The sequence below is a fragment of the Cellvibrio sp. 25HG11W-0 genome (assembly GCF_057815475.1).
Window position 1 is genome coordinate 2,381,644 of record NZ_CM174230.1, and the last position, 14,173, is coordinate 2,395,816.

At 45.2% G+C, this 14,173-nt stretch carries 13 protein-coding genes; 12 read left to right on the forward strand and 1 reads right to left on the reverse strand.

Annotated features, from left to right (window positions below):
• The first annotated feature begins 57 nt into the window (after positions 1–57).
• The gene (locus AC0KUT_RS09975; RefSeq protein ID WP_488835545.1) at positions 58–1,011 is read left to right on the forward strand and encodes a chemotaxis protein CheV; all 954 of its coding nucleotides are present in this window, start codon (positions 58–60) and stop codon (positions 1,009–1,011) included.
• Positions 1,012–1,066: 55 nt separating this feature from the next.
• Positions 1,067–1,942: a CheR family methyltransferase gene (locus tag AC0KUT_RS09980; protein WP_488835547.1), complete on the forward strand. Its 876-nt coding sequence runs from the start codon at positions 1,067–1,069 to the stop codon at positions 1,940–1,942.
• On the opposite strand, the gene AC0KUT_RS09985 is transcribed toward AC0KUT_RS09980, so the two are convergent.
• Positions 1,939–2,106, reverse strand: coding sequence for a hypothetical protein (locus AC0KUT_RS09985; protein ID WP_488835549.1), 168 nt, complete (start codon positions 2,104–2,106; stop codon positions 1,939–1,941). The genes AC0KUT_RS09980 and AC0KUT_RS09985 overlap by 4 nt on opposite strands.
• A 136-nt stretch (positions 2,107–2,242) precedes the next feature.
• On the opposite strand from AC0KUT_RS09985, the gene flgB reads away from it, so the two are divergent.
• From flgB to flgK, 10 genes are all read left to right on the forward strand, one after another.
• Positions 2,243–2,644: a flagellar basal body rod protein FlgB gene (flgB, locus tag AC0KUT_RS09990; RefSeq protein ID WP_488835551.1), complete on the forward strand. Its 402-nt coding sequence runs from the start codon at positions 2,243–2,245 to the stop codon at positions 2,642–2,644.
• Positions 2,645–2,678: 34 nt separating this feature from the next.
• Positions 2,679–3,128 (forward strand): flagellar basal body rod protein FlgC, encoded by a 450-nt coding sequence (gene flgC / locus AC0KUT_RS09995; RefSeq protein ID WP_488835553.1) that lies wholly within the window; start codon positions 2,679–2,681, stop codon positions 3,126–3,128.
• Between the two features lie 12 nt (positions 3,129–3,140).
• On the forward strand, positions 3,141–3,842 hold the full coding sequence (locus AC0KUT_RS10000) for a flagellar hook assembly protein FlgD (protein ID WP_488835555.1): 702 nt from the start codon (positions 3,141–3,143) through the stop codon (positions 3,840–3,842).
• Positions 3,843–3,961: 119 nt separating this feature from the next.
• On the forward strand, positions 3,962–6,409 hold the full coding sequence (locus AC0KUT_RS10005; RefSeq protein WP_488835556.1) for a flagellar hook-basal body complex protein: 2,448 nt from the start codon (positions 3,962–3,964) through the stop codon (positions 6,407–6,409).
• 265 nt (positions 6,410–6,674) lie between these two features.
• Entirely contained in the window at positions 6,675–7,418 is a 744-nt protein-coding gene (gene flgF, locus AC0KUT_RS10010; protein ID WP_488835557.1) for a flagellar basal-body rod protein FlgF, read from the forward strand.
• A 60-nt stretch (positions 7,419–7,478) separates the two neighbouring features.
• Positions 7,479–8,264 carry a flagellar basal-body rod protein FlgG gene (gene flgG, locus AC0KUT_RS10015; RefSeq protein ID WP_488835559.1) on the forward strand — a complete coding sequence of 262 codons (786 nt, stop codon included), beginning with the start codon at positions 7,479–7,481 and terminating at the stop codon, positions 8,262–8,264.
• A 22-nt stretch (positions 8,265–8,286) separates the two neighbouring features.
• Positions 8,287–8,973, forward strand: a complete 687-nt coding sequence (gene flgH, locus AC0KUT_RS10020; RefSeq protein WP_488835706.1) for a flagellar basal body L-ring protein FlgH — start codon at positions 8,287–8,289, stop codon at positions 8,971–8,973.
• A 63-nt stretch (positions 8,974–9,036) separates the two neighbouring features.
• Positions 9,037–10,119: a flagellar basal body P-ring protein FlgI gene (locus AC0KUT_RS10025; RefSeq protein ID WP_488835708.1), complete on the forward strand. Its 1,083-nt coding sequence runs from the start codon at positions 9,037–9,039 to the stop codon at positions 10,117–10,119.
• The gene (flgJ, locus tag AC0KUT_RS10030; protein WP_488835560.1) at positions 10,119–11,291 is read left to right on the forward strand and encodes a flagellar assembly peptidoglycan hydrolase FlgJ; all 1,173 of its coding nucleotides are present in this window, start codon (positions 10,119–10,121) and stop codon (positions 11,289–11,291) included. Before AC0KUT_RS10025 ends, flgJ begins: the two co-directional genes overlap by 1 nt.
• Positions 11,292–11,294: 3 nt before the next feature.
• A complete protein-coding gene (gene flgK, locus AC0KUT_RS10035; RefSeq protein ID WP_488835561.1) occupies positions 11,295–14,093 on the forward strand; it encodes a flagellar hook-associated protein FlgK in 2,799 nt (932 codons plus the stop codon).
• Positions 14,094–14,173 lie beyond the last annotated feature (80 nt).

A 14,173-nucleotide genomic window follows, 5' to 3' on the forward strand; every position in this document is an offset into this window, starting at 1 on the left:
TGTGCCGCAGTTGGGCTGGTGGTCGACAAGATATTTTAGAAACGATGGGGTAATGGCATGGCCGGAGTAATGGATAGTGTTAATCAGCGGACTCAGCTGGTTGGACAAAACCGCTTGGAACTATTGTTGTTTCGGCTGGGTAGCAAACAACTCTATGGCATTAATGTTTTTAAGGTTAAGGAAGTGCTGCAGTGCCCGCAGTTGAACGCTATTCCTGGGCGCAATAGTGTTGTGCGCGGTGTGGCGCATATCCGCGGCGGCACCTTGCCGATTATGGATATGAACTTAGCGATTGGACGACGTGAACTTCCAGACATTGAGAGCTGTTTTGTCATAATTACTGAATATAACCGTACGGCACAGGGGTTTTTAGTTCGCTCGGTGGAGCGAATCGTTAATATGAACTGGGGTGATATACATCCACCACCTAAGGGGGCAGGCAAGGAACATTATCTTACTGCCGTAACGGAAGTGGATGGCCAGCTTGTAGAGATCATTGATGTAGAAAAAATTCTTGCTGAGGTGTCACCGGTCAATGAAGATGTGACTGCGGGCGTTATAGAGGATGGCATTGCCGATAAAGTAGTGCAAAAACACATTCTGATTGTTGATGATTCGACAATTGCCCGCAAACAAATTCAGCGTGTTGTCGAAGGTATGGGAATTCGTACAACCATTAAAAAAGATGGTGCAGAAGCGCTGAAATATCTACATGAAATTATTAAGGAGGGCAAGGATCCCTATTCAGAACTCATTATGATCATTTGCGACATAGAAATGCCGGAAATGGATGGCTATACCTTTACGGCAGAAGTACGTAACAATCCACAGTTGAAAAAACTACACATCGTTCTCCATACATCACTCAGTGGCGTATTTAATGAAGCCATGGTGCGCAAGGTGGGAGCTGATGATTTTCTTGCTAAATTTCACCCTGATGAATTGGCGCGCCGCGTAAATGATCGTGTCTTATCAATTACCGGCGAAAGTTTATTACCACAGGAAGAATAGGCTTTAAAGGCTATTCAGGCATGAATCGCAGACGCGGTAATTCATATGAGACCTTATGATTAAAAAAGAATCACCATTTGCAAAGCCCTTAGGGGCCGATAATCTGGATCAGACGGAATTTAATCAATTCCGTCAGTTTTTAGAGGAGGCTTGCGGCATATCCTTGGGCGACAATAAACAATATTTAGTGACTAACCGTATTCGCCGCTTACTGGAGGAAAACAAGCTAGCATCATTCGGCGAATTAGTTCGAGTACTTAAGTTGGGGCTTAATCGCCGTCTTAAAGAGCAAGTAATTGACTCAATGACGACTAATGAAACCTTTTGGTTTCGCGATAATTATCCCTACGATAATTTAAAGGGCCACTTATTGCCGGAGCTAATGAATGGAGCCAATAAAATGTTTGGCCCTATACGTATTTGGTCTGCGGCTTGCTCGTCTGGGCAGGAGCCTTACTCGATTAGTATGATGGTGGAAGAGCACAAGCGACAGGCTGCGGGTAATAGCTCTCGACAGGTGCAGATAGTGGCAACAGATTTGTCATCCACTGTGCTCGAGCAAGCCCGCAAAGGCGATTATGATAAATTGTCGATATTGAGGGGCCTTTCACAGGAGCGCCAAGAGCGTTATTTTGATAAGCCGAGTCCTGATATTTGGCGAGCTAAACCGATTATAAAAGATCGAATTGACTTTCGGTCACTCAATTTAATGGACTCTTATTCATCACTGGGTAAGTTTGATATTGTGTTTTGCCGCAATGTTTTGATCTATTTTAATGCGGATTTGAAACGTCAAATTTTGCAAAAAATTCATGCATCGCTCAAATCCCAAGGTGTTCTTTATTTAGGTTCATCGGAGGGCCTGGCAGGAGCTGCTGATTTGTTTGAAATGGTGCGCTGTGAGCCGGGTATCCTTTATAAGGCTATCTAATCTTTCAGAATAAATTCGTTTTTAAAATACGACAAAGCCGAGCCTAGCTCGGCTTTGTCGTTTCTGACGCGCAGTTTTTTTTGAGGGCAAGGGGCTTTGTGGGTGAAAACCTGCATGGCAGTGAGGGCGGAAATAGTTTGCCGCCTTTTATGTTTTTCGCTCATGTAAGCTAAGTGAGTTATCTATTGGGTACACACTAACCCTATTTAAATCAATGGGTTAGGAATTTATTCTGTATTGGCATAACCATTGCAAATGTTTTATTAGCAATGATTAACGGTCAATAAGCGGAATCCTATTATGTCTATTTCTTTTGCAAATGCGCTGGGTATCCATGAGTCGGCATTACATTTTCGCTCTGAGCGCGCTTCTGTATTGGCGAATAACCTAGCCAATATTGATACACCAAATTTTAAAGCAAAGGACTTAGATTTTAAGCAGGCACTTAATCAGCAAATGAACTCCGGTAGTCATTTTGATGTGAATACCACCAATGAAAAACATATTGGGGGATCTAGTTTCGCAGGCACTGATGACGAGCTGTTATACCGCACACCGCAGCAGCCATCAATCGATGGTAATACCGTAGAAGATCAAATTGAACATGCTGAATACATGAAAAACACCCTGGCATTTCAGGCAAGCTTTCAGTTTTTAAATAGCAAGTTCCAAGGTTTACGCAGCGCAATTCGCGGCGAATAATTTCACTTTCCACTTATCTTAGGCGGAACGCACTATGGCACTCGGAACAATTTTTGATATAGCGGGTACAGGTATGAATGCGCAGAGTTTGCGCCTCAACACTACGGCGAGCAACTTGGCAAATGCGCAGTCTGCAAGCTCCAGTGTGGATGAAGTGTATCGCAGTCGTCAGCCAGTATTTGCCGCTATTCAGCAGGATGCCATACGCCAAGCCATGGGTGAGGGCGCCTACAGTCAAAATGAAGTAGATGCCAATGCGGGTGTGCAGGTATTGGGGATTGTTGAAAGTGATGCGCCTCTACAGCGTCGTTACGAGCCAGCACATCCAAAAGCTGATGCTGAAGGCTATGTGTTTTACCCCAACGTAAACCCTGTTGAAGAAATGACGAACATGATTTCTGCGTCCCGTTCATTTCAAATGAATGTTGAAGTGATGAATACGGCCAAGCAAATGGTTCAACGTGTTCTCACACTTGGTCAGTAAGGGGAAATCGCCATGACTATTGCCGGAACTACGACTACTTCAAGCGTTACGGACAATTTGAGTATTACCAAACGCCAGACCGCTAATACAAACAACAATGAGTTAGGGCAGGCAGCTTTTTTACAGTTGATGATTACTCAAATGAATAATCAAAACCCATTAAGCCCGCAAGACAATACTGAATTTGTTGCGCAATTGGCTCAGTTTAGCTCGGTTGAGGGGTTGGAGCGTCTTAACAAAAACTTCACCAGCTTTATGTCAAATAACGCCTTACAAGCCTCTTCTTTGGTGGGCCGCAATGTCAGTGTTGAAACCAATAAAAGTACTTTAGTTAATGGTGGCATAGTGTCGGGGAGCGTAGACCTAACCTATCCGACAACAGATTTGAAAGTCAGTATTTATGACGAAATGGGTTCGCTGGTGCAGTCAATTCCCGTTGGCACTCTCCCTCAGGGTGAGGCTACCTTTCGCTGGGATGGGCAGAATATAGAAGTGAATGGCAATCTCCTCGACTGGGATGCGGAAGGCTCCGCCGCCGCGGCAGGAAATTACCGCTTTGAAGTGAATGCTACGCAAAACGGTAAAAGTGAAGCCTTAGCCACATCCTTAAGCGCCAATGTTAATAGCGTTACCATTGGCGAGAATGGTGAATTAATATTGAATTTGGCAGGGGTAGGTGCTGTTGACGTCAAGTCTGTTAAGCAATTCAATTAACCGTAAAAATGTATCGATCTTTAAATTTTATCGTAGTGTTGGTTAAAAATATTTTTCATGAAATAACCTTGAAATGGTGAGCTGCAATTTTTCTGGGCAGTTAAACCTAGGAGTAGTATATGTCATTCAATACCGCGCTCAGTGGCATTCGCGCCGCCAATACCGACTTACAAGTCAGTGGTAATAATATCGCCAATGCCAGTACGATTGGTTTTAAATCTTCGCGTGCTGAATTTGGTGATGTTTATTCAAGTACACTTCTTGGTGGCGGCTCAAATACACCGGGGAGTGGCGTGACGGTACAGAATATTCGCCAACAATTTACTCAAGGTAATTTAAAGTTTACACAGAATGAATTGGATTTATCTGTTAACGGCGAAGGATTCTTTGTTGTTGAAAAAAATGGAGAGCGATTATTTACTCGCGCGGGAACATTCGGGCTTGATAAGGACGGCTATATTGTTCATGGTACAAATGCAAAATTACAAGGCTTTGCAGCAGATCCAGATGGAAATGTGAGCGGTGTATTGGGTGACTTGCGTGTTGATGTAAGTTCACAAGAACCGCGTCAAACGACCAATGTTTCTGCCTCCTATAATGTGAACTCCAATGAAAAGGTTCTTGAGACAACAGGCAGCCGTTTTAAAACAAATGGCACGGGCATAAGTAATGCCAATGTTGGGCTCAAGGTTGCTACGACCTCCACCGTTAATATCGATACCGCTGTTGCTTCAGCGGGCTCGCCACTCGTGATTGCGGCCGCACCGCCAACTGAATTTACATTGTCACGCACAGTGCCAGGAAATCCCACGCCACAAACCGTTAATATTATTATGGGTGCAGGCACTTATAATAATTTAACCGCAGTGGCGAATGAAATTAATAATAAAAATTTCAGCAAACCTACACCATTAAATATTCAAGCTTTTGTGGACACTGATGGGAAGTTAAAGCTGCGTGATTTATCTACGGGAGTAGCGTCTGATTTAGCTATTACGACAGTGACAGGCTCAAATTCATTAACCACCGCTGTAGATGCGATTACGCCTGCAAATATTACGGTAGGTGTGCCTCAGGTAACTAATAACTATTCATCTCATACCTTTGTGTTTCAAGGCCCAAACAATGCGTCACCGGTGACCTATATTAGTAAATCCGGAGCGGGCGCTGATAAAACGGCATCAGAGTTGAATGCTTTAGCAGGCGTTAGTGCCACGGCGCGCACCACGGCAACAGTATTAAAAGAAGTGCCAGCGGATCCAGGTCCTCCAGCTGTTGCGGCCAAACCATTTGAAAATAATACACAAACCTTCACGCTCAATGGCGTAGTGCTTACATCCTCAGCGCTACCTGATTTGACCGCAATGCGTGATGAAATTAATAAATTAAGTAAATCTACTTTATTTGGCATTACAGCCAGCGTCAATGAAACTACTGGTGACCTGGAGCTCGTTTCAGCAACAGGTAGAGATTTGGAGTTTTCATTTGGCTCTGCGGGTGATGCGGTAGGTGTTATAGGTAGCCAGGGTGTATTGCAGCAAATCGATACCATCACAACACCTGCATCGGTAGGTAGTGCCGTGAAGGTGGGTGGTGAAGTCACCATCACCATGCAGGAAGGTTATTCTATTACCAGTAGTCAGCCGACTACGCCGGTATCTGGGGGTATATTATTTGGTGCTATTGGTGATCCTACATTCTTCACCCCAGTGCCGATTAATGCTTTCGACCCTAAAGATCAAAAAACTTACAATCATGCTACTACCACACCTGTGTATGACAGCCTAGGTAATGTGCATTCAATGCGTCAGTTTTTCGTAAAACAGCCCTATGATCCTGCTGATACGTCTACCTCCGCAAATCATTGGAAGATGTATGTGCAAATTGACGGGCAGAATGTGGGGGATCCGGACCCAAGCTTGCCGTCTCCTGGCAATATTGTTCCCTCTATGGCGTCATTCAATGTGCACTTTACGCCTGATGGAACAATTAACGCGGCGATGACAGATTCGATCTTGATTTCTAACTGGACTCCGTTGGGAACAGATGGACTTCCAATCGGTGCTTTAGCCCCTTTAAATGTTTTACAGGGCGGCACTATTCCCGTTGCCGAACCACCTGCAAGCTCTAATTTTGTTATTGATTTAGACGGTAGTACGCAGTTCGGCAGTGGGTTTTCAGTTGAGCAATTAGACCAAAATGGTTACACCACAGGTCGTCTGGCGGGCCTTGATATCAGCAATACCGGTATTGTGTTTGCGCGTTTTACCAATGGTGAAGCGCAGGTGTTGGGGCAGGTGGCGCTTGCAAATTTTAGTAGCGTTGAGGGAATGAAGCCGACCGGCGATACTATGTGGGCGCAAACATTCGAATCTGGTGAGGCGATTATTGGTGCCCCAGGTTCGGCGCAATTAGGTAATATCACAGCAGGGGCAGTGGAGGAGTCCAACGTTGACTTGTCGGAGCAGTTGGTGAACCTGATTATTGCGCAGCGAAATTATCAGGCGAATGCAAAAACAATCGAGACGGCCAACGCCACTACGCAAACTATTATTAACCTTCGTTAATCTAGCAATTCCGAGCGGCAAGTGGCGGCAGCTGTTTGCCGCTCGGTGTTTTATGTTTTTCTACATTCTGCTGTTTATGTTTCTCCTGTCTCATTTGCCTCCCTTTATTCGCAACTAATCCTTCTTAAACACAATCATTTCAATCAGTTGGACATTATTCCTGCGTCTGCCGCCACGAGTGGCTGACTTGGCACCCCTCTTGCAAAACTACTTGTAACGGCAAATCTGCCAAAAAAATAGCGGTTAGTTTGTAGGAGAAATAATTGTGGATAGAGCGCTCTATATCGCCATGACTGGCGCCAAGCACAATACGCTGGCTCAAGCCAATCGAGCCAACAACCTCGCTAACCTCAGCACTACTGGTTTTCGTGCAGACTTTGAACAGTCGCGCAGCATGGGTGTTTATTACGGTGATGGGCAACCTACGCGCGCCTTTGCAATGACCGAGTCTCCGCAGTCAGATTTTCGCCCTGGCGCCATGATTGAAACGGGTAATGATTTAGATATCGCAATCCACGGCGATGGTTTTATTGCGGTACAGGCACCAGATGGCAGCGAAGCTTATACCCGCGCAGGTAATTTTTTAGTGGATGCGACCGGCATGTTACGCACCGGGAGTGGCTTGCCCGTATTGGGCGATGGGGGTCCTATAAATGTACCTGAAAATGAAAAAATTCAAATTGGGGCTGATGGCACCTTATCCGTTGTCGGCTTAGGCCAAGGGCCGGAGACAATGGTTGAAGTAGGGCGCATCAAGCTGGTAAACCCCGATGTGAAAGCGCTTGAAAAAGGTGATGACGGTTTGTTTCGTCAACGCGATGGCGAGCAGGCACAGGCCGCCGCCGAGGTTAAAGTTAAAAGTGGAATGCTTGAGGGCAGTAATGTCAATGCAATTGAAGAGTTTACGCAAATTCTCAGCCTCTCGCGCCAATATGAAATGCAAATTAAGTTGATGAAAACAGCTGAAGAAAATTCAGCAAGTTCTTCGCAGCTGTTACAGGTTAGTTAGGCGCTCATTTTTATTGCTGCGTTTATTGTTTGAGATAATTACTTTAAAGAGGTCAACATCATGCTCGCTTCACTCTATGTCAGTAAAACCGGGCTGTCGGCACAAGACAAACAACTCTCCACAATTTCTAACAACCTGGCAAACGCCAGTACGATTGGATTTAAGCGCGATCGCGCCATTTTTGAAGATCTGCTCTATCAAAATCAACGTCAACCCGGTGCACAAGAAACACAAGAAACACAATTGCCTTCAGGCTTACAACTAGGTACGGGTACGCGGGTCGTCGCAACACAAAAAGAATTTACCGAGGGTAACTTACAGGTTACCGAGCAAACCTTAGATGTAGCGATTGACGGTCGCGGTTTTTTACAGGTTTTGCAGCCCGACGGCACGATTGCCTATACCCGAAATGGCCAATTGCAAATAAATGGCGAGGGTCAATTGGTTAATGCGGATGGCTACATACTAGAGCCTGCGATTACCGTACCTGAGGGCGTCAATAAAATTACCATAGGTACCAATGGCAGCGTCAATGCATTCTCGCCTGGTGCAGCAGACCCACAACAGTTGGGCGATATCACGCTCGCAGACTTTATTAATCCTTCCGGTTTACAAGCGATCGGTGGCAACTTATTTGTCGAGACTGTCGCCAGTGGTAACCCTACACAGGGCACGCCTAGTGAAAATGGTATGGGTGCGTTGAAGCAAGGTATGTTGGAGAGTTCCAACGTTGATATAGTTGAAGAAATGGTCAACATGATTACGACTCAGCGCGCCTATGAAATGAACTCAAAAGTCGTTGCAACAGCAGATCAAATGTTGCAATTCATCACGCAGAATCTTTAATCGGAGTTTCGTCATCATGAGCATGAGTATCGCTAAGATGAAAGTTTTCGGCATGTTTATCGTGGTCTTGGTGCTAAGTGGGTGTTTTGCCTCTAATAAACCCATACCTAATGACCCTACTTATGCGCCTACAGTCGCAGCGAATATGCCTATACCGCAGCGCACCGACGGTTCACTCTATCAAGATTCTTATGGTTTAACACTGTTCAATGACCGTAAAGCACATTTTGTCGGCGATGTTATTACAGTTACCTTGAGTGAAAAAACAGTTTCAAAAAAATCCTCAGGTGTTGCTACGGGTAAAAAAAGTGGCGTTAATTTTAACGCGGGTCCGATATTAGGAATGACCCCAACTCTTAAAGGCAATGACTTAACCACCGCGCTGGCACAGGATCGTACCTTTAATGGCAGTGCAGATGCTGATCAAAGTAATAGCCTGCAAGGCAACATCACAGTAACGGTCGCAGAAGTTTTGCCGAATGGAAACTTACTGGTGCGCGGTGAAAAGTGGATAACCTTAAACCGTGGTGATGAGTTCATTCGCATTAGTGGCATGGTGCGGCCAGATGATATAGCACCAGATAACACAATTGTTTCTACGCGCTTAGCTAATGCAAAAATTTCATACAGCGGCACAGGCGCCTTGGCAGATTCCCAATCTATGGGTTGGCTCTCTCGCTTTTTTAACAGTGATCTTTGGCCACTGTAATTTGCTCGATTTTATTGAGGTACTTTTATGCGCGGTATTCATGCATTTGTTGTTGCTCCCTTTATGCTTTTGGTTACGTTATTAGTAACTATTTCCGCACATGCAGAGCGCATTAAAGATATTGCGACAGTTGCGGGGGTTCGCTCTAACCAATTGATTGGTTATGGTTTGGTTGTAGGTCTGGATGGTACTGGTGATCAGACAACACAGTCACCTTTTACAACACAATCCTTTAACAGCATGCTGAAACAATTTGGTATTACGGTGCCAGAAGGTGCGCGGATGCAAATGAAAAATGTTGCCGCGGTGATGATCCAAGCAGAGTTGCCGCCGTTTGCTAAGCCTGGGCAGCAACTTGATATTACTGTCTCATCAATCAGTAACGCCAAAAGTTTGCGTGGCGGTAGCCTATTGGTTTCTCCGTTAAAAGGTTTAGATGGCAAGGTGTATGCCGTTGCTCAGGGTAATTTAATAGTAGGCGGCTTAAGTGCATCAGGTAGTGATGGTTCTAAAATCACGGTTAACATTCCCAGTGCTGGGCGTATCCCTGGTGGTGCCATGGTGGAGCGCATGGTGGAAACTAATTTTTCCGGAGGTCAGCCGATTATATTTAATTTAAATCGTGCCGACTTCACCAGTGCCAATCAAATGGCAAAAAGTATTAATGCCTTGCTCGGACCGGATACTGCACGTCCAATGGACTCCGTATCGGTCATGGTTGATTCCCCCCAAAATCCAGCGCAGCGTGTTGAATTTATTTCCATGTTAGAAAATTTACAAGTTACACCAGGGGAGGAGGTTGCGAAGGTTATTATTAATTCTCGCACCGGCACTATAGTTGTTGGAAAAAATGTACGTGTTTCACCTGTGGCCGTAACTCACGGTAGCCTAACGGTTTCTATCGCCGAGAGCCTTAGTGTGAGCCAGCCTAATGCGCTAGGTACCGGGAATACTGTGGTGGTGCCGGCCAGCAATGTGCAGGCAAATGAAGAAAATAATCCAATGTTCAAGTTCGCGCCAGGCGCAAGCTTGGATGACATAGTACGGTCGGTAAATAATGTTGGTGCGTCTCCCAGTGACTTAATGGCGATTCTGGAAGCGCTTAAACAATCTGGTGCGCTCAGAGCTGAGCTGGTGGTGATCTAATGTCATCTATAGATATGGGTGCTGGCAGCAAGGCGACGTTGGTTCAAGATAGCTATTTGAATCAGGATGCATTGAACTCAGTGAAATCTATGGGGCGCGCTAAGGACCCTCAGGCGCTGAAAGAAGTTGCCAAAAAATTTGAAGCCATGTTTGTACAGCAAATGCTGAAAACCATGCGCGATACCAACGATGTTTTTTCCGAAGATAGTTATTTCAATAGTAATGAAGAAAAGTTTCATCGCGACATGTTGGATCAGCAGATGGTGTTGAATTTAACCAGTGGTAGAGGCATTGGTTTGGCAGATCAATTCTATCGCCAGATGTTGCAAAATTATGGTGTGGACGATAGCAAAGACGCCTCTGAAGCTACTGCAGGTCTTGATGCGGGTATCAGCAAGATGCTGGGTGAATTGAACTCCCCAGTGGCTTATCAACAGCTCAATACTACAGCGCTATTCCCGTCAGAGTTTTCTCCAACATCAGGATCGTCTTCGATGCAGCCGCTCGATGTTGAATCTCTCAATTTGGCGGCATTAATGCGCAATGCGCAGCTATCCCCAAGAACCAAGATTGATCGGCTTAATGCAAGTGCTGAGGCAGGTGCAAAAGCAACAATTGCGGAGTCGCCAGAGAATTTTGTTGCACTGCTAAAACCTCATGCAGAAAAAGCGGCGGCAGAGTTAAAGCTAAATCCTGATGTGTTGCTTGCTCAGGTTGCGCTAGAAACCGGTTGGGGTAAGCATGTGATTCATAATCGCGCTGGAGAAAATAGCTTCAACTTATTTAATATTAAATCGAACAGCGGTTGGCAGGGTGAGAAGATAAAAGTCTCTACACTAGAGTATCGTCAGGGCATTGCGGCACCTGAGCAGGCAGAGTTTAGAAAATACCAGAGTTATGCTGAAAGTTTTGCAGATTATGTGAATCTCATTAAAGAGAGCCCTCGCTATCAGCCCGCGCTAAAGGCACAGGGAGACTCTGCCGGCTATGCTGAAGCCCTTGAAGCGGCAGGTTATGCGACAGACCCCAATTATGCTGAAAAAATAAAAAGCTTGTTAGGTACTGCAGCTATTAGTGCCGTCACTACTGCTAAAAAAGTTGTCGATATTCCTGCAGTCACATCAGCCGCCATATCACTTGTCAATAACGCGCATCAGAAATTAGTGGAGTAATATATGTCAGGTCTTCTCTCCAATGCTATTTCTGGTTTGCAGGCCAGTCAAAATGCAATGCGCACGGCTGGGCATAATATTTCTAATGCGAATACTGAAGGCTATTCGCGTCAGCAGGTTAACTACGCAACACGCCCAGAGCAAAGTATTGGTGGCGCGGGTTTTATTGGCTCTGGTGTCACAACGACATCTATTGAGCGCGTTGTAAGTGAGTTCGTTACCGCACAGCTTCGTTTAGATACTACCGCGTTTAATCAACTTGACAAATTTAATACCAATATTGGAAAAGTGGATAAGTTTTTCGCTGATAGTAGCACCGGTTTGTCAGGTGCGCTGCAGACATTTTTTGCGGCTATGCAAAATGGCTCTAATGATCCCGCATCGACACCTGCACGCCAACTTATAGTCACTGAAGCTGAAAGCTTGAGTATTCGCTTTAATAATTTGTCGCAGCGCACAACTGATATTGAAAAAAGTGTAAATACTGAAATCAGAACAATTAGCGCGCAAATGAATTCACTTGCGACATCCGTTGCTGCGCTTAATCAATCTATTGGCGAATTGCGTGCATCGGGTAGTGGTAACCCACCGAACGATCTCATGGATAAGCGCGACGAAACCTTGCGCAAGTTATCTGAATTGGTATCCATTCAAGTGGTGAATCAGAGCAATGGTGATGTCAATGTATTTATTGGCAATGGTCAACCTTTAATCATAGGCACTCAAGCCAGTACTTTTACCGTATCCAATGATGGGAGCGTACAGTTAAAGGGTAATAACTCTAGCGCGGATGTAACCAAACAAATTAATGGCGGTCAGTTGGGTGGGCTGCTGAGTTTTCGTGAAGAAGTGTTGCTTCCGTCTATAAATGAATTGGGTCGTATCGCGCTTGCATTGGCCGATCAGTTTAATCAGGTTCAACAGCAGGGAATAGATCTTGATGGTGATTACGGGCAGAGAATGTTTGGCGATATTAATGATCCGCTAATCGCCGCTAATCGTGTTGTGCATGGGGCAAACGCTGCACCTTTTGATCGTGTTATGTCAGTTGAAATTGACGATACCAATTTACTTACTGCAAGCGACTATCGCTTTGAAATTGCATCTGGTTCAAATAATTATTTGGTTACGCGCCTATCGGATAAAACGGTTGTTGAACAGGGCACTTTGTCGGGTGCCTATCCAACGTCTATATCTTTCGATGGCGTTACGCTTAACTTAACCAGCGGTTCATTCCAAGGGGGGGATAGTTTTACTATTCAGCCCACAAAAAATGGTTCGCGCGATATGCATGCCGAACTCAAGCGCCCAGAAGATTTGGCGTTTGCATCCCCAATACGTACGGCGACGAATACCAGTAATTCTGGCAGTGGTTTGATAAGTGCGGGTGAAGTCCTTGGGTTGCTGGACTCCGATGGCAATCGTTTGCCCGCCTTTTTGGCGGAAAAGAAATTATCGCCACCGATCATAATTCGTTTCACTTCTGATACCACTTATGAAGTCTTGGATAATACTGATCCGGCCAATCCTAAAGATTTAGTGCCTGCAATGCGCGATCAAACATTTGTACCTGGCGCGAGTAATGCGATTTTTACGACAGATATTGGCGAAACTCGGGTGATGGGTAAGGGCGAACGCAATGGGTTGCCTGATGGGCGTGCACCGCAAACATTAGATCCTTATTCTGTTCCGCCCAATCAGCCCATGAAGCCATCAAGTATTCAGCAGTCTAATGGCTATTTGGCGGAGCAATTAAACTTTACGTTTAGAGATCCTGCCACAGGTGCGGTTTCAAATAAAACCATCACCACCGTTTCTGGTGCGTCGGCATTGCAAACTGCTGCGCAAATTAGTGCGCTGCCAGGTGTTACGGCAAACGCCTACACCACTGCCACAATTACGGATATTAATTTCGACTCGACGACTTATGCACCGCCCTTGCAGTTGTCAATTAATGGCGAAAATTTACTTGAGTATAATTTCAATAATACTGCCATGGGGTTTGAGGTACCTGACCCCAATGTGAGCGAAGTTGATTTTAATACTTATGTGGCGGCGCGGATTAATGAAAATCCTAATTTAAAAACCTTAGGGTTTCATGCGCAGAGCGGTAGTAATCCAATCACGGGGGCTCCAGAGCTGCGTATAGTTGCCAGTTCTGGTGTGAATATTGATATTCGTATAAAAGCCACAAGCGGTACGTCTAATACTATTGATGTAAACGACAGTAACGGTAATCCCAACGTACGTTTAACGGGCGTAGATACAGGTGCGGGTGAACAAAGTGCTATTACCGTTGGCGGTCGTATTGATGTCACCATGGCCAATGGCATTAGTATGCAAACATCGCCTACTAATAGTCCTTTATTCGGCGATAGTAGTGCCGCCGGTTTTGCGGCTTCGTCTTATGTTGGTTATCAGGCAGCGATCAGTGGTCAACCTAAAGCAGGGGATACCTTTACCATTGGGTTTAACACTGATGCTAAAAATGACAACCGTAATGCACTAGTGATGGCCGAACTTGAAACAGCGGCAACTATGCAAGGCGGCACCCTAAGTTTTCATGGTGGTTATGGCAAGCTCGTCGAAGAAGTAGGCACCAAAAGTAGTCTGTCAAAAATTAATACAGAAGCGAGTAGGAGCCTATTAGAGCAAAGCCAATCGATGCGCGATGGTATTTCTGGCGTTAATTTAGATGAAGAAGCGGCAGATTTGATAAAGTTTCAGCAGCTCTATCAGGCAAATGCGCAGGTGATTTCTGTCGCACGCGAACTTTTTGACACCTTATTGAATGCACTTTAACTAATATCGGCAAGTTTGGTTTTTATGAATGCAACCTTGGATCGCTTTGTGCATTATTTAATGAAGTGGTGGAGTAGAGG